24 protein-coding genes are annotated in these 25,068 nt (G+C 70.9%); 9 read left to right on the top strand and 15 right to left on the bottom strand.

From position 1 onward, the window contains the following. Window positions 1–100: 100 nt before the first annotated feature. Window positions 101–451, top strand: coding sequence for a hypothetical protein (locus tag AB0M35_RS09100; RefSeq protein WP_363743360.1), 351 nt, complete (start codon window positions 101–103; stop codon window positions 449–451). An 81-nt stretch (window positions 452–532) separates the two neighbouring features. Here AB0M35_RS09100 and AB0M35_RS09095 read toward each other — a convergent pair whose 3' ends face one another. The 3 genes from AB0M35_RS09095 to AB0M35_RS09085 all read right to left on the bottom strand — a co-directional run bounded on the left by AB0M35_RS09095 (window position 533) and on the right by AB0M35_RS09085 (window position 5,589). Beyond that, a complete protein-coding gene (locus AB0M35_RS09095) occupies window positions 533–3,790 on the bottom strand; it encodes a S8 family serine peptidase (protein ID WP_363743358.1) in 3,258 nt (1,085 codons plus the stop codon). 106 nt (window positions 3,791–3,896) lie between these two features. Beyond that, the gene (locus AB0M35_RS09090) at window positions 3,897–5,054 is read right to left on the bottom strand and encodes a hypothetical protein (protein ID WP_363743356.1); all 1,158 of its coding nucleotides are present in this window, start codon (window positions 5,052–5,054) and stop codon (window positions 3,897–3,899) included. Next, a complete protein-coding gene (locus tag AB0M35_RS09085) occupies window positions 5,041–5,589 on the bottom strand; it encodes a SigE family RNA polymerase sigma factor (protein WP_363743816.1) in 549 nt (182 codons plus the stop codon). The genes AB0M35_RS09090 and AB0M35_RS09085 overlap by 14 nt, the downstream gene beginning before the upstream one ends. 159 nt (window positions 5,590–5,748) lie before the next feature. On the opposite strand from AB0M35_RS09085, the gene tsaB reads away from it, so the two are divergent. Genes tsaB through AB0M35_RS09065 form a run of 4 tightly spaced genes read left to right on the top strand, consistent with a single transcriptional unit; the run spans window position 5,749 to window position 8,198 of the window. Beyond that, a complete protein-coding gene (gene tsaB / locus AB0M35_RS09080) occupies window positions 5,749–6,426 on the top strand; it encodes a tRNA (adenosine(37)-N6)-threonylcarbamoyltransferase complex dimerization subunit type 1 TsaB (protein ID WP_363743354.1) in 678 nt (225 codons plus the stop codon). Then, window positions 6,423–6,875 (top strand): ribosomal protein S18-alanine N-acetyltransferase, encoded by a 453-nt coding sequence (gene rimI / locus AB0M35_RS09075; RefSeq protein WP_363743352.1) that lies wholly within the window; start codon window positions 6,423–6,425, stop codon window positions 6,873–6,875. Before tsaB ends, rimI begins: the two co-directional genes overlap by 4 nt. A 7-nt stretch (window positions 6,876–6,882) precedes the next feature. Further along, the gene (tsaD, locus tag AB0M35_RS09070) at window positions 6,883–7,929 is read left to right on the top strand and encodes a tRNA (adenosine(37)-N6)-threonylcarbamoyltransferase complex transferase subunit TsaD (RefSeq protein WP_363743350.1); all 1,047 of its coding nucleotides are present in this window, start codon (window positions 6,883–6,885) and stop codon (window positions 7,927–7,929) included. A 14-nt stretch (window positions 7,930–7,943) separates the two neighbouring features. Next, a complete protein-coding gene (locus AB0M35_RS09065) occupies window positions 7,944–8,198 on the top strand; it encodes a hypothetical protein (RefSeq protein WP_363743348.1) in 255 nt (84 codons plus the stop codon). Window positions 8,199–8,226: 28 nt separating this feature from the next. On the opposite strand, the gene AB0M35_RS09060 is transcribed toward AB0M35_RS09065, so the two are convergent. The 10 genes from AB0M35_RS09060 to AB0M35_RS09015 all read right to left on the bottom strand — a co-directional run bounded on the left by AB0M35_RS09060 (window position 8,227) and on the right by AB0M35_RS09015 (window position 18,547). Next, window positions 8,227–9,882, bottom strand: coding sequence for a copper resistance protein CopC (locus tag AB0M35_RS09060; protein ID WP_363743346.1), 1,656 nt, complete (start codon window positions 9,880–9,882; stop codon window positions 8,227–8,229). 9 nt (window positions 9,883–9,891) lie between these two features. Further along, complete coding sequence (locus tag AB0M35_RS09055) at window positions 9,892–10,629, bottom strand: DUF4142 domain-containing protein (RefSeq protein WP_363743344.1); 738 nt, start codon at window positions 10,627–10,629, stop codon at window positions 9,892–9,894. A gap of 149 nt (window positions 10,630–10,778) precedes the next feature. Then, complete coding sequence (locus AB0M35_RS09050) at window positions 10,779–11,960, bottom strand: ROK family transcriptional regulator (RefSeq protein WP_363743342.1); 1,182 nt, start codon at window positions 11,958–11,960, stop codon at window positions 10,779–10,781. A gap of 28 nt (window positions 11,961–11,988) precedes the next feature. Beyond that, entirely contained in the window at window positions 11,989–13,248 is a 1,260-nt protein-coding gene (locus AB0M35_RS09045; protein ID WP_203222343.1) for an ABC transporter permease, read from the bottom strand. Next, entirely contained in the window at window positions 13,245–14,063 is an 819-nt protein-coding gene (locus AB0M35_RS09040; RefSeq protein ID WP_363743340.1) for an ATP-binding cassette domain-containing protein, read from the bottom strand. Before AB0M35_RS09040 ends, AB0M35_RS09045 begins: the two co-directional genes overlap by 4 nt. A 101-nt stretch (window positions 14,064–14,164) precedes the next feature. Further along, window positions 14,165–15,262: a substrate-binding domain-containing protein gene (locus AB0M35_RS09035; protein WP_363743338.1), complete on the bottom strand. Its 1,098-nt coding sequence runs from the start codon at window positions 15,260–15,262 to the stop codon at window positions 14,165–14,167. Between the two features lie 296 nt (window positions 15,263–15,558). Then, window positions 15,559–16,038: a Cys-tRNA(Pro) deacylase gene (ybaK, locus tag AB0M35_RS09030; protein WP_363743336.1), complete on the bottom strand. Its 480-nt coding sequence runs from the start codon at window positions 16,036–16,038 to the stop codon at window positions 15,559–15,561. A gap of 78 nt (window positions 16,039–16,116) precedes the next feature. Then, on the bottom strand, window positions 16,117–17,361 hold the full coding sequence (locus AB0M35_RS09025) for a methyltransferase domain-containing protein (RefSeq protein WP_363743334.1): 1,245 nt from the start codon (window positions 17,359–17,361) through the stop codon (window positions 16,117–16,119). A 191-nt stretch (window positions 17,362–17,552) separates the two neighbouring features. Next, the gene (locus AB0M35_RS09020; protein ID WP_363743332.1) at window positions 17,553–17,756 is read right to left on the bottom strand and encodes a DUF397 domain-containing protein; all 204 of its coding nucleotides are present in this window, start codon (window positions 17,754–17,756) and stop codon (window positions 17,553–17,555) included. Next, complete coding sequence (locus AB0M35_RS09015) at window positions 17,747–18,547, bottom strand: helix-turn-helix transcriptional regulator (protein WP_363743330.1); 801 nt, start codon at window positions 18,545–18,547, stop codon at window positions 17,747–17,749. Before AB0M35_RS09015 ends, AB0M35_RS09020 begins: the two co-directional genes overlap by 10 nt. 357 nt (window positions 18,548–18,904) lie before the next feature. Here AB0M35_RS09015 and groES point away from each other — a divergent pair, with 357 nt between their 5' ends. Continuing rightward, window positions 18,905–19,219, top strand: a complete 315-nt coding sequence (groES, locus tag AB0M35_RS09010; protein WP_193386273.1) for a co-chaperone GroES — start codon at window positions 18,905–18,907, stop codon at window positions 19,217–19,219. A 70-nt stretch (window positions 19,220–19,289) separates the two neighbouring features. Beyond that, window positions 19,290–20,933 carry a chaperonin GroEL gene (gene groL, locus AB0M35_RS09005; protein ID WP_363743328.1) on the top strand — a complete coding sequence of 548 codons (1,644 nt, stop codon included), beginning with the start codon at window positions 19,290–19,292 and terminating at the stop codon, window positions 20,931–20,933. A 355-nt stretch (window positions 20,934–21,288) separates the two neighbouring features. Here groL and AB0M35_RS09000 read toward each other — a convergent pair whose 3' ends face one another. Beyond that, a complete protein-coding gene (locus AB0M35_RS09000; protein ID WP_363743326.1) occupies window positions 21,289–21,672 on the bottom strand; it encodes a WhiB family transcriptional regulator in 384 nt (127 codons plus the stop codon). Window positions 21,673–21,926: 254 nt separating this feature from the next. Between AB0M35_RS09000 and AB0M35_RS08995 the strand changes: the two genes are divergently transcribed. Next, on the top strand, window positions 21,927–22,727 hold the full coding sequence (locus AB0M35_RS08995; protein WP_363743324.1) for a response regulator transcription factor: 801 nt from the start codon (window positions 21,927–21,929) through the stop codon (window positions 22,725–22,727). Window positions 22,728–22,851: 124 nt separating this feature from the next. Here the strand turns inward: AB0M35_RS08995 and AB0M35_RS08990 are convergent, their stop codons facing one another. After that, window positions 22,852–23,262, bottom strand: coding sequence for a DUF5319 domain-containing protein (locus AB0M35_RS08990; RefSeq protein WP_363743322.1), 411 nt, complete (start codon window positions 23,260–23,262; stop codon window positions 22,852–22,854). A gap of 207 nt (window positions 23,263–23,469) precedes the next feature. Here AB0M35_RS08990 and guaB point away from each other — a divergent pair, with 207 nt between their 5' ends. Then, a complete protein-coding gene (gene guaB / locus AB0M35_RS08985; protein ID WP_363743320.1) occupies window positions 23,470–25,032 on the top strand; it encodes an IMP dehydrogenase in 1,563 nt (520 codons plus the stop codon). Window positions 25,033–25,068 lie beyond the last annotated feature (36 nt).

Genomic DNA, 25,068 nt, shown 5'->3' with positions numbered 1-25,068 from the left:
ATTCCTCGCTCGAATAGCCAACTATGCAAATAGTTGATGAGAGTCGATACATGCGCCTCTTGTGCCGACTGCTCGACACCTGCACCTGGAGGAGGACTGAATGCGCCCATCGAAGTCAGCCCGGACCGCCCTGCTCGCAACCATCAGCGCCGCGACGATCGCGGTGACCGGCGCACCGGCGGTTGCGGCTGAATCCAGCAGCTGCACCTACGTCGATGGCACCGTCTGCCTCCACGAGTCCAAGTGGTTCAACGGCGCCACCGTCGAGTATCCGGCCCCGTCGGGCACCGAGTGCGTCAATTCCTCGCTCGGCTTTCTGGGCTGGCTGAACCTCACCGACCTGTCCCTTCGGGTGTATTCGGGCGCCGACTGCACCGGCATCAGCTACTTCGTTCCGGCCGGCGATCTGCACAACGTGCAGTCGCCGCTACGCAGTTTCAAGGCCGTCTGACCTCGGCAACCCGGCGAGCTCGGCCCGCCCGGCAGAGGGCCCCTCCACCTGCGGAAAGCGCGAGGTGAAGGGGCCCTTTGCTCAGCTGATCCGGTACGCGCGTACGACCGTCTCGGTGAGGGTCGCGGTGGGCCCGGTGGCGCGGACCTGCACGGACACGTACCCGGGGGTGGCCGGATGCGCGACGGTGGCGCGGAAGGTGCCCGCGCCGGTGCGGGTGACCGTGGCCGGCTGCCAGGTGGTGCCGTCGTCATGGGAGACCCGCACGGTGACCGAAGTGGCGTCGGTGCTGATCGGGATGGTGAAGGACCGGCCGGCGGGCGCGGTGCCGGTGGAGTCCAGGGCCGGAGCCATCCGGATCGCCGTCAGGCGCGCGGCGGCCCGTGGCTGGGTGAACGTCCAGTCGGCCGTGACGCGGGTGGACAAGCCGAACGAGGCCGCGCGGGTGGATTCGACGTTGAGTCGGTAGCTGCCCGGCACCGGCGCGACGGTGAACCGGGCGCGGCCGGGCAGGTCGGAGGTGGCCACCACGGCACCGTCCCGGTAGAGGGTGGTCGTGCCGGAAGAGTCGGCCTGGTCGTCGACGTAGCCGGGGTGTCCGGCGCTGTCGCAGTACGGGGCGATCCGCACGGTGAGCCGGTCGCCGGTCCATCCGCCGCCGGCGGCCGGGCAGGGTGCGACGATCGCGGCGTTCCAGGTGGAGGTGTAGGTCCTCCCGGCCCGGTAGGTGATGGGTGAGCCGGTCGTGGTGACGGTGTAGTAGTCGTCGCTGTCGTCCGAGTACTGGTACACCTGCGAGGTCCAGCTGATGCCGCCATCGGTGTTGAAGTAGCGGGTCGCCGCCAGCGGGGCGGAGGTGTAGGCCGGAGTCAGCGGATAGCCCGGCACCGTCGGTGCCGACTGCATGAGGGTCGTGCCGGACGGGGCCTGACCGCGGGCGGAGGTCCGCTCCACGGCGAGTTGGCCGGCGGTGACCGACCTGGTGAAGCCGGTGGGCAGGGTTCCGGGCCGGTGCCAGGCGAGTTGGTACGCGAACGCGCTGGGATCCGACCCGTCGCCGAACGCCGTCTGGATCAGCGAGACGAAGTTGGCCGGGTCGCCGGTCCCGCCGATCTGGGCGGTGCGCATCTGTATCGATGCGTTGCTGGATCCGCCGACGGTCACCCACCTGTTGCCGCCGCTGCGGATGCCCACCTGGACGGCGCTGTCCGAGCGGACGGCACCGGCCGCCGGCACGCTCACCTGAACCGGCCGCCCGGCCCGCTCGTCGAGCGTGAGCTCGGCGTCCGCGCGCACGTTGAGGTTCGGGTGGGCCACATAGGTCAGGTGCGGGAAGTCCGAGAACATCTGCGACACGATCGCGTATCGCCCCTCCGGGACGCGGAGAGTGATCTCGCTGCCGTAGTTCTCGTTGTAGTGGTACAGGGAGTCGTACGTGTACGGGGTGTCCAGGCCCACCACCGTGGTGTAGTAGTCGATCGTCGGTTGACCGTCGGCGGCGAGGTGACGCAGCGTCAGGGTGTGGGTGGCGGCCTCCCGGATCAACCCGACCGGCGTGGTCACCCGCTTGCCGTCGGCGGTGGTGGCGGTCAGCCGCCCGGAGTACGGCCCGGCCGGTGCCGTCGTCGAGGCGGCGGCCGTGACGGTTGCCTGAGCGCTCCCGCCGGCCGGCACGGTCAGCGTGGCCGGGCTCACCCGGAACAGCCCGGAGGTGGCCCTCATGTTCGGCCCGTCCACGGTCAGCCCCAGGCGCAGCGTCTGCGTCGTGGTGCCGGGGTTGCGGTAGGTCACCGTTTTGCTGATCGGAACGTCGTCGGTGTGCGGATAGGTGTGCATGCCGAGGCTCAGGCTGGGCGGGTCGGCGAGCACCGGGCCGGTGAGCGCCGCCGCCACGTCGACGCGGCCGGCGCCCTGGGCGAACACGCCGACGCCCGGGGCCGGCCGGGCCGTACCCATCAGCACGGCCTTGAGCATCTTCCCGGTCCAGTCCGGGTGCTTCTGCTTGAGTAGGACCGCGCTGCCGGCCACGTGTGGCGCCGCGAAGGAGGTGCCCCACACTCCGTGGGCGTAGTGGCCGGTGCCGCGCGAGTCGGCGCTGCGGGCGGCGGTGATGTCGACGCCGGGCGCGGTGAGGTCGGGCTTGACGGCGTTGTCGCCGAGACGTGGGCCGCGGCTGGAGAAGTCGGCCAACCGGTCGTCGTGGTCGACCGCGCCCACGGTCAGCGCCGCGTCGGCCGTGGCGGGCGCCCCCACGTCGTAGTCCTGTCCGGCGTTCGGGTTGTTGCCGTTGGCGCCGTCGTTGCCCGACGCGACCACGAACAGCGTCCCGTGCTGCTCGCTGAGGCCGTTCAGCGCCAACTCCATGGGACCGTCGCCAGGGGTGGCGGGAAAGCCGAGGCTGATGTTGACGACCGCTGCGCGCTTCGGGCCGGACACCCACTCCATGGCCGCGATCACCGCTGACTCGGTCGTGTCGTAGTCGCCGGTCTTGGCGGAGACGATCGTGGCGTCCGGCGCCACCCCTCGATAGCGGCCGTCCGACGCGGCCCCGCTGCCGGCGGCGACGGAGATGACGGCCGTGCCGTGTCCGTCGATGTCGTGCACATCGATGTCGGTGGGCACGCCGCCCTCGGAGACCGGTGTGAAGTCGACCTGATCGGTCACCCGACCGGCCAGGTCGGGGTGGGTGACATCGACGCCGCTGTCGATCAGCGCGATGGTGACACCCGCGCCGGTCAGACCGGCCTGCCAGGCGGCCGGTGCGCCGATCTGCTGGACCCCCTCCCCACCGGTGAAGTGGCCGACCGCGTCCAGCCAGACCTTGCCCTTGGTGCCCTTGCGGGTCAGCGTCGACCAGAGCCGGTCGAGGCCGCGCTTGCGGGTGTGCAGCGCGGTGGCCTTGAAGCTGGTCATCCGGTGCACGATCGTGCCGTCGACGCCACTGTCGGTGGAGGCGATGATCGGCAGGTCGGTCCGCCGGTCGTCGTCGTATCCGCCGGCGAGCAGCCCGGTCACGTCGAACAGCCGCGGGTCGAGTCGTTCCGACCGCAACAGCGGCAGCGCGTCGGCCGGGATCACCCGTACCCGGCCGGTGACCGTGCTGGTCAGCATGGGAATCTCCGCCCGGCCGGGGCCGGGGACGACGCTGACGCCGCCGTCGGAGGTCAGGGTGACCCGGTCTCCGGTGATGAGCGTCGTGGTCCGGCCGTCGCCACCGACGGCGGTCGTGGCCGAGCCGACCGACGTGACCTTCCCGGCCGAGTGAGCTGGTGCCGCTGGGGCGAGACCGGCCGTGAGCAGCAGGGCCACGGCGGCCGGTAGGAACCTTCTGGGGCGCATGGAGCTCCTTGTCCTCTACTATGGACGGTTGGTGCCGGGCGTGAACAGCCGACGGCGCCGTGCTCCTCGCGGTGACACGGCGCCGTCAGTGATCGACAAGACTGGGTTACCGGGCTGCGAGCGCTTCGGATGCCGGAAGCCAGGCGCTCTTGTCGTGCACGTCGAGCACCTCGATCGACTCCGCGATCCTGGTCATCTCCGCGGCAGAGAGCTGCCCGGTGCTCAACACCTGTACGACCACCGCACCGTCCGCGCTCCACACGTTGCAGAACGGTGTCTGCGCATGCGGGTAGCACCGCGTCTCACCGGCCTGGGCTGCCTGGTTGGACGTGGCGCTGGGCCCGACGTAGATGGTGAAGCTCGACGGGACGGGAAGGCCCTCGTCATCGCCGTACGGCCGGACCAGCCCGGTGGTCGCCGGGGCCGGGTTGGCGTAGGTTGCGCCGCCGTAGTTGCCGTCCTCGGCAGCGGCGATGCCGTTCAGGCCGGGATAGGTGCCCGAGCCGATCTCCACCGGGGTGTAGCCGGAGGGCAGGTAGCCCACCTGGAAGGGCAGTCTGGCCGGCACCACCGGGCTGGGTGCAAGGGCGGTGACCAGCACCGACATATCCTGAATGGAGGGGTCGGCGCTGTAGGCGAAGGCGGTGAGGACGGCCCACGCGTCGTCGGCGTACTCCCAGGCCAGCTGCCGGTTCGGCGGGTTGGTCGCGGACGTCGAGATCGCCTGGCGCCCGGCCACCGTCAGCGGCGTGCCGCCGGTGAGCCCGGCCGGGTTGAACGCACCCGGTCGGTAGAGCGTCAGGTACGCGTGGTGCGCGCCGGTGGTGTTCCGCGTCACGCCGTCGGGGAGTTTCTCGAAGAGTTCCTTCTGCTCCTGCGAGGTGGGCTGCAACTCCGTGGTGATCCTGTCGGTCTGGTACACCGGCGCGATCTGGTAGGCGGTGGACGCCACGATCGGATCCGCCACCCGGAACTTGCCGGCGTCGAACGCGGTGAACGTGAAGGTGAAGGGTGGTGCCTCCGGCCATGTGGCATTCGCATTCTGGCCAGCCGCGCTGGACCGGCCCGACGTGGTCGAGGTGATCGACGTCAGGGCGAACGAGCCGGCCATCGCGACCACGACCAGTCCGGCCGCGCCGGCCGAGGCGAAGCCGGCCCGGCGGCGACGCTCGGCCCTGCGACCGGCGGAGATGATCTCGTCGACGCTGTGTGTCAGTGGCGGCCCGTCTTCGGTAACCGCGTCCACAACCTCACGCAATTGCATTTCTCCACTCCTCTGTTTCGTCCCCGTTGAAGTTGATCTGTTCTGCCGCGAGCAGCTCACGGAGCTTGGCGAGCCCACGCGAGGTCTGGCTTTTCGCGGTTCCGACGTTGCAGCCCAGGACCTGGGCCGTGTCCTCCAGGCTCAGCCCCAGGTAGTGCCGAAGCACCACGGCGGCGCGCTGGCGGGTGGGTACGGCGTCCAGCGCCGCCCGGATCCGCAACCGCTCGTCGGTGACGCCGTTCGGGTCGCTCAGGTTGTCGATCGGGACGTCCGGGATGGCGTGACCGATCGACCGTTCCCGCCCTCGGCGCCAGGGCCTGCGGGTCTCGTCGACGGCAGCCCGGTACACCATGGTCTTGGCGTACAGGTCCGGCCGATCCAGCTTGCGCCATCGCGGGTAGAGCTTGATCAACGAGTTGGCCACGGCATCCTCCGCCGCGTGCCAGTCCCCGCAGGTGACGTAGGCCAACTTGCGCAGCGACGCCATCTGGGACGTCACGAACTCCCGGAACGCTTGCTCGTCTGCGGCCTTCAACTCGGCTTGCCTCCTTAGACGGAGGTGGAACGGCACCAGCGAGTCCAGGAGTTGCACGCCATAGAAAAGTAATTGCCCGGCTGCCGAAAGTAGTCGAGCGGTGGGGGTGCCGGGCGGGGCCGTCAGCGGGTGGCGACGATGCGGCTAGGCTGGTTCATTGTGCTCGTACTGGTGGTGGACAGCTCGACCCCGGCGGTGACGGCGGCGCTCGTCGAGGTCACCGCGAGTGGCGTCACGACCCGCGCACACCGGTGCACGGTCGACGCGCGGGCGCACGGCGAACTGCTCGCGCCGCAGGTGGACGCGGTGCTTGCCGACATCGGTGCCCGCCCAGCCGACCTGGGCGCGATCGTCGCCGGGCTCGGCCCCGGCCCGTTCACCGGGCTGCGGGTGGGGCTGGTCACCGCCGCCACCATGGGCCAGGTGCTCGACATCCCGGCGTACGGTGTCTGCTCGCTGGACGCCATCGGTCACCCGGCGGCGGCCGGCGAGCCGGTGTTGGCGGCGAGCGACGCGCGCCGCCGGGAGATCTACTGGGCGATCTACGACGGTGCCGGCCAGCGTCTGGTCGGGCCGGAGGTCTCCGCGCCGGCGGTGGCCGCGCAACGGGCCCGCGACCTGGCCGTCACCGCCGCTGTCGGCGACGGTGCGCACCGCTACGCCGACACCCTGGGGCTGCCCCTGCGGGCCGAGCCGCGATACCCGGACGCCAACGCGCTCGCCGCCCTGGCCGCCGAGCGGATCCGGGCCGGTGCGCCCGGCGACCCGTTGACGCCGCTCTACCTGCGCAGGCCGGACGCGGTGGCGGCGACCGCGCGTAAGCCGGTCCTGCCGTGAGCGAGGTACGACTCGACCGGTTCCGCTGGTGGCACATCGACGAGGTGCTCTCCATCGAGGCGGACCTCTTCGGTGCCGAACAGTGGTCCGCGGCGATGTTCTGGAACGAACTGGCCAACGGGCACCACTACCGCATCGCCACCGACGACGACGGTGCGGTGCTCGGTTACGCCGGGCTCGCCGTCGCGCCCCCCGACGAGGCGTGGGTGCAGAACATCGCGGTACGCCGGGACGCGCAGCGGCGGGGGATCGGCCGGCTTCTGCTGGAGGAACTGCTCGCCGAGGCCGCGCGGCGCGGCCTACGGTCGGTGCTGCTGGAGGTCGCGGCGGACAACGCACCGGCCCAGCGGCTCTATGCCACGTACGGGTTCGAACCGATCGGCGTACGCCGTGGCTACTACCAACCGAGCAACACCGACGCGCTGGTGATGCAGCGCATCGAGGACTGAGACTTCCATGGTTGACGAACCACTGATCCTCGGCATCGAGACCTCGTGCGACGAGACCGGCGTCGGCATCGTACGCGGGCACACCCTGCTCGCCGACGCGCTCGCCTCCAGCGTGGACCAGCACGCCCGGTTCGGTGGGGTGGTGCCCGAGGTGGCCAGCCGGGCGCACCTGGAGGCCATCGTGCCGACCATGCAGCGGGCGCTGACCGAGGCGGGGGTCACTCTCGCCGACATCGACGCGATCGCGGTCACCGCCGGTCCGGGCCTGGCCGGTGCACTGCTGGTCGGCGTGGCCGCCGCGAAGGGCTACGCGGTCGCCGCCGAGAAGCCGGTGTACGGGGTCAACCACCTGGCCGCGCACGTGGCCGTGGACACCCTGGAACACGGTCCGCTGCCCGAACCGGCGGTCGCGTTGCTGGTCTCCGGCGGGCACTCCTCGCTGCTGATGGTCGACGACCTGGCCCGGGGCGTGACCCCGCTCGGTGCCACCATCGACGACGCGGCCGGTGAGGCGTTCGACAAGATCGCCCGACTGCTCGGGCTGCCGTTCCCCGGTGGCCCGTACATCGACCGGGAGGCCCGCACGGGTGACCCGGCGGCCATCGCGTTCCCGCGCGGGCTGACCGCCGCCAAGGATCTCGCCAACCATCGCTACGACTTCTCCTTCTCCGGGCTGAAGACCGCGGTGGCCCGCTGGGTGGAGGCCCGGCAGCGGGCCGGCGAGCCGGTTCCGGTGGCCGACGTCGCCGCGTCCTTCCAGGAGGCGGTCTGTGACGTGCTGGTCGGCAAGGCCCTGGACGCCTGCCGCAGCAACGGCATCGAGACCCTGGTGATCGGCGGGGGAGTGGCGGCCAACTCGCGGCTGCGCGCGATGGCCGAGCAGCGCGCGGCCCGCCACGGCATCCGGGTACGGGTGCCCCGGCCAGGACTGTGCACCGACAACGGCGCGATGGTGGCGGCGCTCGGCTCACACCTGGTCGCTGCCGGTGTCGCGCCGAGCCGGCTGGATCTGCCGGCGGATTCGGCCATGCCGCTGACCACGGTCAGCGTCTGAGGGAGGACGTCGACGTGATCGTACGGATGTGGGAGGCGCGGGCCGAGTCGTACGCGCTCGCCGAGCTGATCACCTGGGTCTGCGACACGGCCCTACCCGAGTTCGAGCACGATCCGCTGCACGTGTCCAGCGAGGTCTTCTCCTCCACCGATCACCGGGTGGTGGTGATCTCCAAGTGGCGTAGCAACCCTCGACCGCTGCCCGAGCCACCGGTGATGCTGCTCGCCCGGCCCCCGCACTCCTGGGACTTCACCCAGGTGGACCGCTGAGCGGCCGCGCCACCACCGGCCGCACCGTTCAGCGGATGGTCACCGTGGTGGTGGCGGTGGACCGGTCGATCTCGCTGGTCCGGGCGGCGATGCGCAGCGTCCACTCACCGGCCACCGGAAAGTGGATCTCGGCACTGCCGTGGTGTGGTTCCAGGGCGAAGACCTCGACGGTGATCGGCTCGATGCCGGCCTCCGGCAGGGCGGCGGTGACCGTCCACTCGGCGACCGGCAACGCCTGCGCCTGCGGCGTGTAGACGTAGGCGTGCAGGCTGTTCGTGGTCCCGGCGGCGGCCGGGTAGATGTCGAACTGGAGTGTGAACAGGTCAGTGGTCAGCGACTGCGCGACACCCTCGCGGGTGATCCCGTCGGCTGCCGGGCCCGCCGTACGGCCCGGTGGGGTCTGCACGAGCAGCGCGGTCAGCGCCAGGATCACCGCGGTCACCGCCAGTTCGACACCGGCTGCCCGAGCAACCCGCCCGGGTTGACCGGCGGCGGCCCGTCGTCGGATGAGTCTCCGCTGCCCGGCGGCCACCGCCAGCACCACCGCCAGCAGCGCGGCCTTGGCGCCGAGCAGGCGTCCGTACGTGCTGTCCAGCAGCGCCGACGGTCGGCCGAGTTCGATGGCAGCCTGGACGAGCCCGGCGGTCACGAACCAGGCCACGGCCAACGTGGCCCACCGCGACCAGGCCGGCAGGACCCGGGCGAGGACCCGCTCGTGGGTGCCCCGCAGCAGGAAGACGGTCAGGGTGAGCAGACCGCCCAACCACACGGTGATTCCGGCGATGTGCACGGTGGTCAGCACGATGCTCACCGGTGGCACGGGTGCGGCGACCGGATGCCCGGCGAGCGGCCAGGTGACCAGTCCGGCCACCCCCACCACCGCGAGCGCACCGGTCCGCCCTCGTCCTGCGGTGCCCCCGGTGACCGCCGGCAGGAGCGCGGCGGCGAGGCAGACCAACGCCAGGCGTACGGCCAGCACCGACCCGATGTCGCTGTCCGCGACCGCGCGCAGGTCGGCCCCGGACAGTTGCCCGACCGGTGCGCCGACCACCTGCGCCGCCTGCCCGATCCAGGTGCCCACCGTGGCGGCGGCGACCAGACCGAGCCCGACCAACGCCATGATCGTCGCCGGTCGCCGGGGCCGCCGACGCGGCCACATCGTCGCCGCGAGCAGCGGCGGGCCGACGGCCGCCAGCAGGCCCAGGTAGCCGACGTACTTGGCCACCGGCACCAGGACCCCGGCCGGCGACTCGGCTCCGGCGTCGGCCGGCAGCGGTGGAGTCGCCGAGGGCGCCCCGGCGGCGAAGGTGAAGCTGCCGGAGATCGGGTGGCTGTCCGCCGAGACGACCCGGTAGCTGACCAGGTAGGTGCCGAGCGGCCGGTCTGCCGCCCGCAGGGCGATCCGGATGGTGCGGTCGCGGACCTCCGGGTCACCGACGTTGATCCGCTTGCCGTCGGGGGCGAGCACTTGCACCCGCCCGGGTACGACGGCGACCGGCTCGCTGAAGGTCACCAGCACCTCGCGCGGGGCGTAGCCGAGCACCTCGTCACGTTGCGGTGCGGTGGCGACCACCACGGCGTGCGCCGCCGCTGGGCCGGCCGGTCCCAGCGCAACGCCCAGGGCGGCGCAGAGGGTGGCCAGGGCCAGCCCGAGCAGGACCCCGGCCCGGGTACGGGTGGGCATCAGGCTGGACTAGTTGCGGCGCAGCAGGCGGTAGCTGAGGAAGCCGCCGGTGCCGATGGCGCCGAGGAAGATCACCCAGATCAGGGTGTTGCTGATGCCGATCTGCGGGCCGGTGTTGGCCGACGCGGCGGCGATCAGCCCGTCGTTGCCCGGTGCGGGCAGGGCGGCGGGCGGCAGTTCGGCGTACCGGACCAGGCCGGTGCTCTCCAACATCAGCATGTGGTCGCCGACGAACTTGTTGGTGGCGTTGGCCAGGTCTCGGATGACCTCGTTACGGGTACTGGCCCGGACCGCGCCGACCACCGGGAAGATCTTGCCGTGGGCGACCCGGAGGCGGGTGACGAAGATCTGGTCGAAGCGGGCGCCGGTGGCGTCCTTCATCTCGGTCAGCCACTGCTGCTGTTCGGCGGTCGGCTGGTTCGGGATGGTGGCGCCGAGCTTGTTGGCGGCCTCCACGGTGAGCCGGTCCAGCTCCTCGTGCTGGCGGGCGATCTCCGCGCCGATCTCCCGGACCACCCGCGACTGGCCCTTCTCGGCGGCCATCTGCCCGGCCGGCATCTCCCAGAGCCCCGCCAGTCGCACGCCGTCGAGCAGGGCCTGATCGGCGGCGGCGAGTTGCTGACCGGCGGGCGCGGCCAAGGCCGCCCCGGGCAGCACGACGAGGGCCGCGGCGATCGTGGTGAGCAGCACCGCCAACCGAGGGGACCGATTGCCCTGCCGGCGACGAGCGGAATCCAGCGATGCCATGTCTGCGGTGCCTCCTCGGTCGAGAACCGATCATCTGCCCGACGGGCGTCCGCACGCCGTTGGCCGCCCGTCCGCACACTGGTACGGATCGACCGGCCGATCAGTTCATCGCTCGCGAATCCACCTCATGGCGGTGCTTCCAGAGCAGCTCAGCCGACGTCGAGTGGGTCGGCGAGCAGCCGGTCGAAGGCCAGTTCGGCGGCGCCGATCAGCGGGGCGTCCGCGCCGAGCATGGGGGTGCGCAGGCGTACGTGCTCCAGGCAGGCGGGCAGCCCGTTGGAGTTGAGTCGGCTGCGTACCTGCGCGGCGGCGGCCAGGTACAGGTCACGCATCGTGCCACCGAAGATGACCATCTCCGGGTTGAAGATGTTGACCAGGTTGGCCACGCCGAAGCCCAGCCAGTCGCCGGCCTGGCGTACCGCCGTCTGGGCCCGGGCGTCGCCCCGGTCGGCGGCGTCGAAGACCGCCAGCAGCGCGTCGCGGCCCCGGGCGTCGGAGCGCCCGGCGGCGCGCAGCAGGCCGTGCTCGCCGATCTCGGTCTCCCAGCAGCCCCGGTTGCCGCACTCGCAGCGGGCCCCGTCGCGGGACACCACCATGTGACCGACCTCGCCGCTGTAGCCACCGTGCCCGGTCAGCCGCCGGCCCCCGGCGATGATCCCGGCTCCGACACCCACGTCCCCGTAGAGGTAGATGACGTTGTCGCAGCCGGCCGCCGTGCCCCGCGCGTGCTCGGCGAAGGCTGCCACCTCGGCCACGTTCCCGACGGTGACCGGTACGTCGACGCCGAGTTCGTTGCTGACCGCCGCCCCGATCGGCTCGTCCACCCAGCCGGTGGCAGGCCCGAGCCGGACCAGGCCGTCGTCGCGGCGCACCATGCCGCAGACCGCGATGCCGGCGCCGACGCAGACGGCATCCTTCGGCAGCGCCTGCCGCATCTCCTTGACCGCCCCGGCCAGCAGCGGCGCGGCCTCCGCGGCGGAAAGACCGCGCGGCCGGTCCAGCTCCCGACGGTCGAGCACCGCGCCGCCGAGACCGACCCGCGCGGCCCGCAGCCGATCCACCTCGATGCTGTACGCGTACGCGAAGATCCGTTCCGACTCGGGCCGGACGACCAGCGAAGGTCGTCCGGCCCGGCCGGTTTCCTTCGGCGCCCCCTCGGTCACCAGGCCAGCCGCGGCGAGGTCGGCGGTGAGCGCGCCGATGGTGCTCCGGTTCAACCCGAGCGCGTTGGTCAACTCGGCGCGGGTCGTCGCCCCGTGCAGGTGCACGTAACGCAGCAGCGCGCCGAGATTCTGCCGGCGGATCTCGTCCTGGCTGGGTCCTACGCGCATCGGGTGGTTACTACTTTCGGTGGTGCGTTCAGCGGTTTCCGGTGGCCGAAGCTCGTCGTCGGGACAGCGCGTCGACACTGGCCGCGAGCAACAGCACGACGCCGGTGACCACGTACTTGACGCCGGAGCTGTAGCCCATCAGACCCATCCCATTGTCGATCACGGCCACGACGGCGCCACCGAGAACCGCGTCCAAGATGCGCCCTTTGCCACCAAATAGGCTTGTGCCGCCGATCACCGCCGCGCCCACGGCGTAGAGCAGCACGTTGCTGCCGCCGGTGTTCGGGTCGACGGAGTTGGCCCGGCTGGCCGCCACGATCCCCCCGACCGCGGCCATCGTCGAGCAGATCATGAAGGCCGAGATGCGGATGCGGTCGACGTTGATGCCGGCCCGGCGGGCGGCCTCCCGGTTACCGCCGACCGCGTAGATGTGCCGGCCGTAGCTGGTGCGCTGGAGCACGAAGGTCAGGACCACCAGCAGTACGGCGACGATCGGCACCACGATCGGCACACCCTTGAGCGAGGTGATCAGCGTGTTGAGGCTGCGCTCCAGGTTGAGCACATAGACGGCGAGGCCTAGGACGAGCGCCAGGGCGGCGATGCGACCCAGCACCACCGCGAACGGATCGTTGATCAGGTTTCGCGCGGCACGGCTGCGGTAGCGGAGCAGTTGCACCACGGCGAATCCCGCGACCGCGATCGCGGCGAGCGTCCAGCCGAGCGCGACCGGCATGTTGCGGTTGACGATCGCCACCACCACCGGCTCGCGGACCGAGATGTTGCGGCCCTCCTTCATCAGCAGCAGCACCACGCCCTGGAAGGCGAGGAAGCCGGCGAGGGTGACCACGAACGAGGGGATGCCCACCTTGGCGACCAGGAAGCCGAGCGTGGTGCCGATGACCATGCCGGTGAGCAGGGCGGCGAGCACCGCGACGTACCAGGGGTAGCCCAGGACGGTGACCAGGTTGGCCAGCACCGCCGCGCAGACGCCGCTGGCGAAACCGGCCGACAGGTCGATCTCGCCGAGCAGCAGGACGAAGACCAGACCCATCGCGATCAGGGTCACCGCCGCGCCCTGGGTGAACAGGTTGGCGAAGTTGCCGGCGGTGAGGAACGACGGCCGCATGATCGAGAAGATGGTGCAGAGGACGAGCAGACCGGCGACGGCGGGCAGGGCACCGATGTCTCCGCCGCGTACCCGCTGCCAGTAGTCGCGGACGTGGCTGCCGACGGTGGGTGCCGGTGCGACGGCGGCGGGGCCCTCCTTCGTGACGGCGGTGATGCTCATGAGACGCCTCCTGCGGTGCTGTCGGCCGGCGCCGCGCCGTTGCCGTTGACGCCCGGGTCGGCGGCGAGTCCGAGCTCGCCGGAGCGGCCGGCGGTGATCAGCTCGACCACCTGGGCGTGGGTGATCTCTGTCGTCTTCACCTGGGCGACCATCTGGCCGAGGTAGAGCGCGGCGATGCGGTCGGAGACGGCGAAGACGTCGTTCATGTTGTGCGAGATGAGGACGACGGCCAGGCCGTTGTCGGCCAACCGTCGAACGAGTTCGAGGACCTGGGCGGTCTGCGCGACGCCGAGCGCGGCGGTCGGCTCGTCCAGGATCACCAGCTTGCTGTTCCAGAGCACCGCCTTGGCGATCGCCACAGTCTGGCGCTGCCCACCGGAGAGGCTGGAGACGTGCTGGCGCAGGGACTTGACGGTGCGTACGGAGAGCCCGGCCAGGGTCTCCGCGGCCATCTGTTCCATCGTCGGCTCGTCCAGGACGAGGCCGTTGCGCTTCTCCCGCCCGAGGAACATGTTCTGCACGATGTCGAGGTTGTCGCAGAGCGCGAGATCCTGGTAGACGACCTCGATGCCGAGCGATGCGGCGTCGCGCGGACTGTTGATGGTCACCGGTCGGCCGTCGAAGACGAACTCGCCGGCGTCAACGGGGTAGATGCCGCTGATGCACTTGACCAGGGTCGACTTGCCGGCGCCGTTGTCACCGACGAGGGCGGTGACCTCGCCCGGGTAGGCGGCGAAGGCGACGTCGCGCAGCACCTGGACGGGACCGAAACTCTTGTCGATCCCGCGTAGCTCCAGCAGTGGGTTCGCGGACACGGGGTTCTCCTTATTCCACGGAGGGAGATCGGGGCCCGTCCAGCGACGCCGCCCGGTACGGGGTTGCCGTACCGGGCGGCGTCACTTCGGCGGGGGACAGGTCAGCTGATGCCCGCGTCAGTGCAGAGCTTGGCGTAGTCGCTGGTGCAGATCTGTTCCTTGGTCACGTAGCCGTCGGCGATGACGTCCTTGACGTTCTCCTTGTAGATCGCCGCGGGGGTGAGCAGGACGGCGGGCACGTCGCGGTTGCCCTCCGGGTCCCGGACCGTCTGGCCGGTCTCCTTGCGCTCGCCCTTGGCCAGCGCGATGGCCAGCTCGGCGGCGGCGTCCGCCTCCTTCTTGACCGCCTTGTAGACGGTCATGCACTGGTCACCGGCGAGGATGTTCTGCAGTGCCTGCGGGTCGGCGTCCTGCCCGGTCACCGGCACCTTGCCGTTGAGGTTGTTCTTCTTCAGCACCGAGATGGCGGCGTTGCCGAGGCCGTCGTTCGCGGAGAGTACGCCGTCGATCTTGCCGCCGGTCTTGGTGAGCTGCTGCTCGAAGATGGTCGCGGCCTGGGTGTTGTCCCAGTCCGGCACGGAGTCGTCGGCGGCCTTGGTGTACTCGCCGGAGTCGAACTTCGGCTTGAGGACCGAGTCGTAGCCTTCCTTGAACAGGGTGGCGTTGTTGTCGGTCGGCGAGCCGTTGAGGTACGCGATCGCCGGCTTTTCCGCCTTCGCGTCGGTGAGGCACTTGACCAGGCCCTCGCCCTGGAGCTTGCCGACGGCCACGTTGTCGAAGCTGACGTAGTACTCCGCCGAGCCGCCGAGGGTCAGGCGGTCGTAGTCGATGGTGGCGACACCCTGCGACTTGGCCTTGTCCAGGACGGCCTTACCGGTGCCGGAGTCCAGGTTGACGATCATCAGCACGGTGACCCCGTTGGTGATCATCTGGTCGGCGATGGTCTGGAAGGCGTTCTTGTCGCCCTGCGCGTTCTGGATGTCCGACTGGACACCGGCCGCGTCGAACGCCTCCTTGAGGAACCTGCGGTCCGCGCTCTCCCAGCGGACCGAGGAGCTGCTGTCCGGCAGGATCACGCCGATCTTCGGAGTCTTGCCGGAGCCGCCGCCGGCCTGGTCGCCGGAATCGTCGCCGCAGGCCGTCAGGCTGCCGAGGGCGAGCACGCCCACAGCGCCGATGGCGAGGAAGCCCTTGCGCATGTGCAGGGTCCTTTCGAGAGTGGGAAGGTGTCGGTGTGTCGATGGTGTTCTTTTGTTGTGCCCGGCAACGTATTCCCCGCCCGCGCGTCGGCACAAGGGTGCGGCGGAGGCGAGTTTGTTGTCGGCAGTAACAATTCGGCAACGCCCATGACTCGTCTGCCGGCGGTGTCCTGCATGATCGACACCGTTTCGGTGGAGTGGGGGTAACCCACCGACAGGGATACCGCCGTTGCGGCGTAACGGTGACGAGGCCAGCCCGGCGTGGTCAGCCGGCGGCGAGCCGGCCAGCGGCGTGGTCAGTCTGCGGCGAGGGGAGCGGTGTGGGCGTCGGTGAGGGCGACCAGGTCGGCCGGGGCCAGCTCGACCTGAAGGCCGCGCCGGCCTGCCGAGACGTACACCGTGTTGTGCTCCAGGGCCGAGGCGTCGAGCACCGTCGGTAGCCGCTTTCGTTGCCCCAGCGGGCTGATTCCGCCGCGTACGTACCCGGTCGCGCGTTCGGCCGCGCCGCGTTCGGCGAGTGTGGCCCGCTTGCCACCGACCGCCGCGGCCAGCGCCTTGAGGTCCAGCTCGCCGGTCACCGGCACGATCGCCACGGTGAGAGTGCCGTCCACCTCGGTCACCAGGGTCTTGAAGACCTGCCCTGGTGGTATGCCGAGCGTGGCGGCGACCAAGGCACCGTAGTTCGGCGACTCCGCGGGAACGTCGTAGGCGTGGGTGCGATGGGTGATGCCGCGCTTGGCCAGCAACACCGTCGCCGGCGTACCCCGTCCCGTCATGTGCGCCAACCTAGTCCCGACCCGTTGTCCCGGCCAGCGGCTTTCCGGGCCTTCGGCGGTGCACCCGCACCGTCGGGTTCAGTGGACCGGTTGACAGACCAGCACCGTCGGGGCGGCGGCCACCCGGGTCAGCACCAGGCTCGCCGGCTGGTCACCGGCCAGGCGCAGGTCGTGCCGGAGTCGTTCGGGTTCCAGCGCGGAGCCACGCTTGAGGATCTCCACCCGGCCGACTCGGCGCTCCCGCAGTAGCGCACGCAGGCGCTTGAGCGAGAACGGCAGCACGTCGGTCACCTCCAGGCAGCGGGCGTACGGCGTCGGCGTCGGCGTGTCGGCGTAGAGATAGGCGATGCTCGGATCGGCCAGCGAGGCGTCCAGGTCGGCGGCGAGTTCGGCGATCAGGTGGGCGCGTACCACCGCCGGATCCGGGTCGTACACGAAGCGGCGTACCGGCCCGACCGGCGCCTCGTTCCGGCCCGATCCGACGAGTTGGTGCACGCTCGTGCCGTCGACGAAGTGATAAGAAGGGGCCCCTTCACTACCTGAGGCGTTAACAGGGGGCCCTTCCTTCAACACAGTTGCGCGACGGGGGGTTTCGGTGAGGGGGCCGCACCAGAGCGCGGCCTCGACCAGGTCGCCGCCGACGCTGACCCACTCGGCCTCGGCGCCGACCGGGATGAGGGCGTGGTCGAGACCCGGCGCCACCTTCACCACCGTGTGGGATACCCGTTCGGCGAGCCCGGTGACGAAGTCCCAGGGCGGTGAGTACGAGTTCGGGTCGAAGATCCGGCGTCCGGTCCCGGCCCGGCGGCGGGCCGGATCGCAGAAGACCGCCTCGACCCGGGTCACGTCGAACGCCGTCGCGTCGCCGCACTCGACGGTGAAAAGCTCGGCCAGCCCGGCGGCCTGCGCGTTCGCCTCGGCCAGCGCGGCGGTGAGCGGGTCGGCCTCCACGCCGTACACCCGGATGCCGGCCTGGGCGGCGGCGAGCGCGTCGGCCCCCAACCCGCAACCCAGGTCGGCCAGGCTACTCACCCCGGCCTCGCGCAGCCGGTGCGCGCGGCGTCGCGCGACCACCCCCCGGGTGGCCTGTTCCAGGCCCGGCCGGGTGAAGAACATGCCGCTCGCCGCCGGCCCGAACTTGCCCGCCGCCCGGCGGCGCAGCTCCGCCTGGGTCAGCGCCGCCGCCGCCAACCCGGCCGGCACCCCCGCTGAGCGGATCGCCGCCGCCGCGGCCAGCGGATCACCGCCGGCCAACCGGGCCGCCGCCGCCAGCGCGGCCGACCCCTCGGCGGTACGCAACTCCGCCAGCTGCTCCAGATCCACCCGCCCATTGTCCCGGCCCACCCCGGCCCACCGACCGCCCCCACCCGCCCAGCCCGCCCCCACCCGCCCAGCCCGGCCCAGCCCGGCCCAGCACGGCCCTGCCCTGCTCGGCTAGCTTGATCATCACGGTCGCGCCGGAATGGCGGTATCCGGGCGAGTGGGTTACCCCTACTTCGGCGTAACGGTGTCGATCACACTCCCGACACCCGGGACCGGTGGTGGGAGGTGATGAAGGCGCGCCAACTGGCCGGGCTGAAGGCCAGCACCGGGCCGGTCGGGTCCTTGCTGTCGCGTACGGCGACCAGGTCGGGCAGGTTGTCGGCGACCTCGACGCAGGCACCGCCGTTGCTGTTGCTGCGGGAGGATTTGCGCCAGGTGGCACGGGTCAGGTCCATGACTTCGCCACTCCCTCGATCAGGCGGGCGGACTGCCGGTGCGGCAGCGCCTCACCGGCCACAGTCTCCCAACCCCGTCCCAGGGCGGCAAGGTCGTTCGGGCTGTCCACGGTGTGCCCCCGGCGTTGGTTGTCCAGGTGGGCCACCTCGGTGCCGTCGGCGAGCCGGGCCAGCACGAAGGGGCCGTTCAATCCGATGTACCACGGGGTCTCGGCCGGAATGACCCGTACCTGTATGTGTGGCCGGGCGCAGGCGGCCAGCAGGTGCTCCAGTTGCTCGTGCATGGTCGCCCGGTCGCCGACCTGCCGGCGCAGCGCCTGCTCGTCCAGGATCGCGATGAGCTGCGGCGGCTCGTCGCGAGCGAGCACCTCCTGCCGAGCCATCCGGGCCAGCAGTCGCTTCTCGACCTGCTCGTCGGTCAGCAGCGCATCGGCGCGGAGTATCGCTCGCGCGTACGTCTCGGTCTGGAGCAGACCCGGCACCACGGCCGGGTCGTACCAGCGCAGCGAGACGGCCTCCCGCTCGATCTCACCCCACGGCCGGAACCAGTCCGGCTCGGCATGCAGGCGGATCAGCTCCAGCATTCCGACGAAGAGGCCACCGGTCTCCAGCACCTTGTCGAATCGGGCCAGGTAGTCCGCGCTGAGCTGGTTCTGCCCCGTCTCGATCGCGCTGATCGACGACGGAGCGTAGTTGATCATTTTGCTCAGGTCTTCCTGGCTGAGCCCGCGCGTCTTGCGGGCCCGGCGCAACTGGTCCCGGAGAAACCCCAGAGTTGGTACGTCGGCCATGCCGTCTCCCTCCGTGATGTGGTCGTGCCGCAACGTAGGGAATCGGATGGCCGGGCGGAAGACAGGACCGGCATGTTGCGGTAATCCCTGGCGCAGGAGTGGGGAAGAGGTGGCGTGGGTGTCGGAAAGGTGGCGACACGAGCGTGTGGCGTTGGCACTCTCCTTGACGGAGTGCTAGCCGAGGAATAACCTGCGATTAGCACTCTCACCCTGAGGGTGCCAACGCTCGGGCCTGCGTCCGGGTGTTGAACGCCAGGCGGACCGGCACCCGCGACGACGGCCCCGCCCGGTGGCATGTGGCAGATTGACGCCGATCGGCACGCCGACCGGCAACGAAACCAAGTACCCCAGGAGGGTATGCCCGTGACTACCGCGACCAAGGTTGCGATCAAGCCGCTCGAGGACCGGATCCTGGTCCAGGCGAACGAGGCTGAGACCACCACGGCGTCGGGCATCGTGATCCCCGACACCGCCAAGGAGAAGCCGCAGGAGGGCACCGTCCTCGCTGTCGGCCCTGGCCGTTTCGACGACGACGGCGACCGGATCCCGATGGACGTCAAGGTCGGCGACACCGTCCTCTACTCGAAGTACGGCGGCACCGAGGTCAAGTACGCCGGCGAGGAGTACCTGGTGCTCTCCGCCCGCGACGTCCTCGCGATCATCGAGAAGTAAGCAACCGATCAGTGTCGTTGCCCCGGTCCGGCTCGCCGGGCCGGGGCAACGTCGCTTCGAAGGGACATACATGGCGAAGATCCTGAGCTTCTCGGACGACGCCCGGCACCAGCTGGAGCACGGTGTCAACGCGCTCGCGAACGTGGTAAAGGTCACCCTCGGGCCGCGCGGGCGCAACGTCGTCCTGGACAAGAAATTCGGTGCGCCGACGATCACCAACGATGGTGTGACCATCGCCAAGGAGATCGAGCTCACCAACCCGTACGAGAACCTCGGTGCGCAGCTGGTCAAGGAGGTGGCGACCAAGACCAACGACGTCGCCGGCGACGGGACCACCACCGCGACCGTGCTGGCACAGGCGATGGTCCGCGAGGGCCTGCGCAACGTGACGGCGGGCGCCAACCCCGCCGGCCTCAAGCGGGGCATCGACGCCGCTGCGGCCAAGGTCTCCGAGGCGCTGCTCGGCAAGGCCGTCGAGGTCTCCGACAAGAAGTCCGTCGCGCACGTGGCGACGATCTCGGCGCAGGACTCCACCATCGGTGAGCTGATCGCCGAGGCGATGGAGCGGGTCGGTCGCGACGGTGTGATCACCGTCGAGGAGGGCTCGGCGCTGCAGACCGAACTGGACGTCACCGAGGGCCTCCAGTTCGACAAGGGCTTCATCTCGCCGAACTTCGTCACCGACGTGGAGGCGCAGGAGTCGGTCCTGGAGGACGCGTACATCCTGATCACCACGCAGAAGATCTCGGCGATCGAGGAGCTGCTGCCGCTGCTGGAGAAGGTCCTCCAGAACAACAAGCCGCTGCTGATCGTCGCCGAGGACGTCGAGGGTCAGGCGTTGTCCACCCTGGTGGTCAACTCCATCCGCAAGACCCTCAAGGTCTGCGCGGTCAAGGCGCCCGGCTTCGGTGACCGCCGCAAGGCGATGCTCCAGGACATGGCGATCCTCACCGGTGCCGAGCTGGTCGCACCCGAGCTGGGCTACAAGCTCGACCAGGTCGGCCTGGAGGTGCTCGGCAGCGCCCGGCGCATCGTGGTCGACAAGGAGAACACCACCATCGTCGACGGCGGTGGCCAGGCCAGCGAGGTCGCCGACCGGGTCGCCCAGATCCGCAAGGAGATCGAGGCTTCGGACTCCGACTGGGACCGGGAGAAGCTGGCCGAGCGGTTGGCCAAGCTCTCCGGCGGCATCGCCGTGGTCAAGGTTGGGGCGGCCACCGAGGTCGAGATGAAGGAGCGCAAGCACCGCATCGAGGACGCCATCGCCGCGACCAAGGCTGCGGTCGAGGAGGGTACGGTGCCCGGCGGTGGCGCCGCCCTGGCCCAGATCCTGTCGGTGCTCGACGACGACCTCGGCTTCACCGGCGACGAGAAGGTCGGCGTGTCGATCGTGCGCAAGGCGCTGGTCGAGCCGCTGCGCTGGATCGCGCAGAACGCCGGGCACGACGGCTACGTCGTGGTGCAGAAGGTCACCGAGGGCAAGTGGGGCCACGGCCTCGACGCCGCCATCGGCGACTACGTGGACCTGACCGCGTCCGGCATCATCGATCCGGTGAAGGTGACCCGCAACGCGGTCACCAACGCCGCGTCCATCGCCGGCCTGCTGCTCACCACCGAGAGCCTCGTGGTGGAGAAGCCCGCGGAGCCGGAGCCGGCCGCGGGTGGTCACGGCCACGGTCACGGTCACAGCCACCAGCACGGCCCGGGCTTCTGAGCCGTCCGAGACACGGTACGGCGGGTGCGCCGCTCCCCCGGAGCACCCGCCGGCCGCGTGGCAGCTTTCCGGTGCCTGCGCGCGTACCCAGTCCACCAGCGCGGCCAACTCCGCGCAGGACGCGGGCCGCTGCCGTTCCGGCTCCGCGCGCATCGCGGATCGCACCAACTCCTCGTGACCGTCCTCGCTGAGGGCCCGGACCCGGCGGAACGGGACGGTGATATCCGGCCATGGTGCTGGGCAGCACACTGCCGCGCCCCGACCGGGGCGCGGCAGCGCTGGTTTCTGGGTGCGTCCGGCGACGCAGGGATGGCTTCTGGTGCCTCCGGCGACGCAGCGTTGGCTACTGGTTGCGTCAGGCGACGTTGCGTTGGGTGGGGACGGTCGACCGGTGGCTGCTGCCCAGCCGGGCCTCCAGCCGGGCGATGTCGACGCGGGTCTGTCGGCGGTCGGCGAGATCCTCCCAGCCGACCGCGAGCAGCCGCAGCCGCTCGGACTCGCTGAAGCCGCCCCACACCCCGTACGGCTCCCGAACGGCCAGGGCGTGCGCGGCGCACTCGGCCCGTACCGGGCAGGCGCGGCAGACGGCCTTCGCGCCTGATTCGCGGCGCAGCCGCGACGAGCCCCGCTCGCCGTCCGGGTGGAAGAACTGGGCACTGTCCCGGCCGCGGCAGGCGCCCAGCCGTTGCCAGTCCCAGAGGTCGACGATGGGTCCGGGCAGTCTACGTACGTTCGACATCAGCACCCCTCCTCTCGCGCGGCACCGCGAGATGCTTGTGGCCGGCTGTCCGGGCGGCGGGCCGCGCAGGGCACCGTTCCCGGCCTTGAGCCCCTCGGTACCCGGACCGGTCTCGGCTCACACGTCCTTTGATCCAAAAGCTCCGGCGTGCTGGGGCAAATGCCCTATCTGTCGGAAAAGTTGGGAGGATTGCCCGGAACCTCCTCCCGAGGATGCCCGGTCATGGTCTGCTCGTCTGCGGAGAGGAGATCGTTGTGCGTACCGTTCTTGTGTGCGTTCGGACCCCGCTCGCTGCACAGCATTTGACTTCTGCAGCGGCGCGGTTGGGCTTGTCCGGTGCGGTTCGGACGGCCGTCTCCGATCCCGAGGTGATGCTGCGCTTGGCCGAGCGTCCCGCCGACGTGGTGCTCGCCGACACTGCGCTCACCCGCCCGGACAGCGCCGGCTTCGTACGGCGGGTGCTGGCTCGTGCGCCGCAGGCCGCCGTGCTGCTGCTCGGCATGGAGGAGTCCGAAGCGGCGGCGGCGACCATCCACGCCGGCGCGCGTGGGCTGATCCAGGGCGTCGACCATGACCTGACCAGCGCGGTCGCCAAGGCGTTGCTGTTGCTGGCCGCGCCCGGCCGGGCCAACCGGCACCGGATCGCGGATCCGGCCCGGGACACCGCGGCGGTGGGCAGTCCGACCCGGCCGGCGCCCAACGGCCGGCCCGCCGGCGAGAGTTCACCGACCTGGTCGGCGGTGGACGCGGCGGGTGGCCCGGCGATGGTGCCGGTGCAGCGCGGCGAGGACCCAGCCGAGCCGGACGCCGAGGCCGAGTCCGGCGACACCGCCCCGCCGGCCCGTGCCGACCGGTCCACGGTCGGGCTCACCGAACGCGAGTTGCAGGTCCTGCTCGGCATGGCCGAGGGCAAGAGCAACGCCGAGATCGGCCGCGAGTTGTTCGTCTCCGAGGACACCGTGAAGACCCATGCCCGTCGGCTGTTCCGCAAGCTGGGGGCCCGGGACCGGGCCCACGCGGTGGCCGCCGGCTTCCGTGCCGGCCTGGTCGCCTGACCGTCGACCCGTCCGCTTGACCGCCGACCGTCCACCGCCGCGCGTGCCGCGAGCGCGCTCCAGACGCGCGCTCTGGCCGCCGTGGGCGCCCTCCGGTCGCCGTACGTACGTGGAGCGGGGCGGGTCAGTCCCGGGAGGCGGCCTCGTCCTCGGTGCCCTCGCTCAGGGTGTCGTGCACGCCGTCGGCGTAACCGCGCGCGTAGTCCCAGGTGACGTAGTGGTCCGGGTCCGGATCGAAGGCCGGCTCGTGCACCCGGGGACGCCCGGAGCTGAGCAGGTGCCGCAGGTTGCCTCGGAGCAGATCCCAGTCGAAGTAGTGTGGCTCCCGGCAGTCCTCGCACTCGATGACGAGCCCGCGTACCCCGATCGGCGCCAGCAACGCCTGGTAGATCTCCAGGTCGGCGAGATCCTCCAGCACGTCCTGGCGTTCGACGTCGGTCAGTGGGTCGAGCGAGGCGTCGGGGTCGGGGTCGTCCAGGCCGGCTGCCGGATCGGCCGGGTCACCGGTGAACGGGTCGATGGGCTCGTCTTGCACCCCCTCACCGTAGACCTAAGCACCCGCCGATGCCCGTCCCCCGTCGAGCAAGCCAGGCTCGGCCGTCACCTCGCCGCGTGGACCGGCGCACGCGGGTGTCACCGGAGCCACTAGGTACGATGGGGCTGACTCATCCTTGCCCGGCCTTCGCCGGTGCCTCTGACACACCCTCACTGAAGCCCGTTCGAGCAGCTCAGGAGAGCAATCGTGGAGAATTCGCCCCACACCGACCGTTCCGCCGGCACCGATGCTGGCGAGCTGGGCGGCCACCTGCCCGAGCTGCCCGCGGGCTCGGCCCGGGTGGTGCCGCTGGGGCTGACCTTCGACGACGTGCTGCTCCAACCGGGTGAGTCGGACGTCGTCCCCAGTCGGGTGAACACCGTCACCCGACTGACCCGCAACGTCACCCTCTCCATTCCGCTGCTGTCCAGCGCGATGGACACGGTGACCGAGGCGCGGATGGCGATCGCGATGGCCCGCCAGGGCGGCATCGGTGTGCTGCACCGCAACCTCTCCGTGGAGGACCAGGCGCTCCAGGTCGACCTGGTGAAGCGCTCCGAGTCCGGCATGATCACCAACCCGGTGACCGCCAGCCCGGACGACACCCTGCGCGAGGTCGACCAGCTCTGTGGGCGCTACCGGATCTCCGGCGTGCCGGTGGTGGACGCCGAGGGGCAGCTGGTCGGCATCGTCACCAACCGGGACATGCGGTTCGTCTCCGACCCGGCCACGCCGGTGCGCGACATCATGACCCGGGCGCCGTTGATCACCGCGTCGGTCGGGGTCAGCAAGGACGATGCGCTGGGCCTGCTGCGCCAGCACAAGGTCGAGAAGCTGCCGATCGTCGACGGCTCCGGCAAGCTGCGCGGGCTGATCACCGTCAAGGACTTCACCAAGAGCGAGCAGTACCCGAACGCCACCAAGGACGACGCCGGCCGGCTGCGGGTGGCCGCGGCGATCGGGGTCGGCGAGGACGCCTACAAGCGGGCCCGGGCGCTGGTCGACGCGGGCGTCGACGTGCTCATCGTGGACACCGCGCACGGGCACCAGCGGGCCGTGCTGGAGATGGTCAGCCGGCTCAAGAAGGATGTCGCGATCGACATCGTCGGCGGCAACGTGGCCACCTACGCCGGGGCGAAGGCGCTGGTCGACGCCGGCGCCGACGGGGTGAAGGTGGGCGTCGGCCCGGGTGCCATCTGCACCACCCGGATCGTGGCCGGTGTCGGTGTGCCGCAGATCACCGCGATCATGGAGGCCGCCCGGGCGGCCCGACCGGCCGGTGTGCCGGTGATCGGTGACGGTGGCATCCAGTACTCCGGCGACATCGCCAAGGCGCTGGTCGCCGGGGCCGACACGGTGATGCTCGGCAGCCTGCTGGCCGGCTGCGAGGAGAGCCCCGGCGAGCTGATCTTCGTCAACGGCAAGCAGTTCAAGGCGTACCGGGGCATGGGTTCGCTCGGCGCGATGCAGTCGCGTGGGCAGGCGAAGTCGTACTCCAAGGACCGCTACTTCCAGCAGGACGTGACCAGCGACGAGAAGCTGGTCCCGGAGGGTGTCGAGGGTCAGGTGCCCTACCGGGGGCCGCTGTCGCGGATGGCCCACCAGTTGGTCGGTGGGCTGCGGCTGGCGATGGGGTACGCGGGCGCGGAGAGCATCAGCGAGCTGCACCAGCGTGGCCAGCTGATCCGCATCACTGCGGCCGGGCTCAAGGAGAGCCACCCGCACGACATCCAGATGACCGTCGAGGCACCCAACTACCACACCCGCTGACCCCTCCCTCACCCCCGAACACACCTGGAGTGCCCC

Source organism: Micromonospora sp. NPDC051196, assembly GCF_040682415.1.
Taxonomy (GTDB): Bacteria; Actinomycetota; Actinomycetes; order Mycobacteriales; family Micromonosporaceae; genus Micromonospora.
This window is presented reverse-complemented; position numbering and strand designations above follow the sequence as displayed.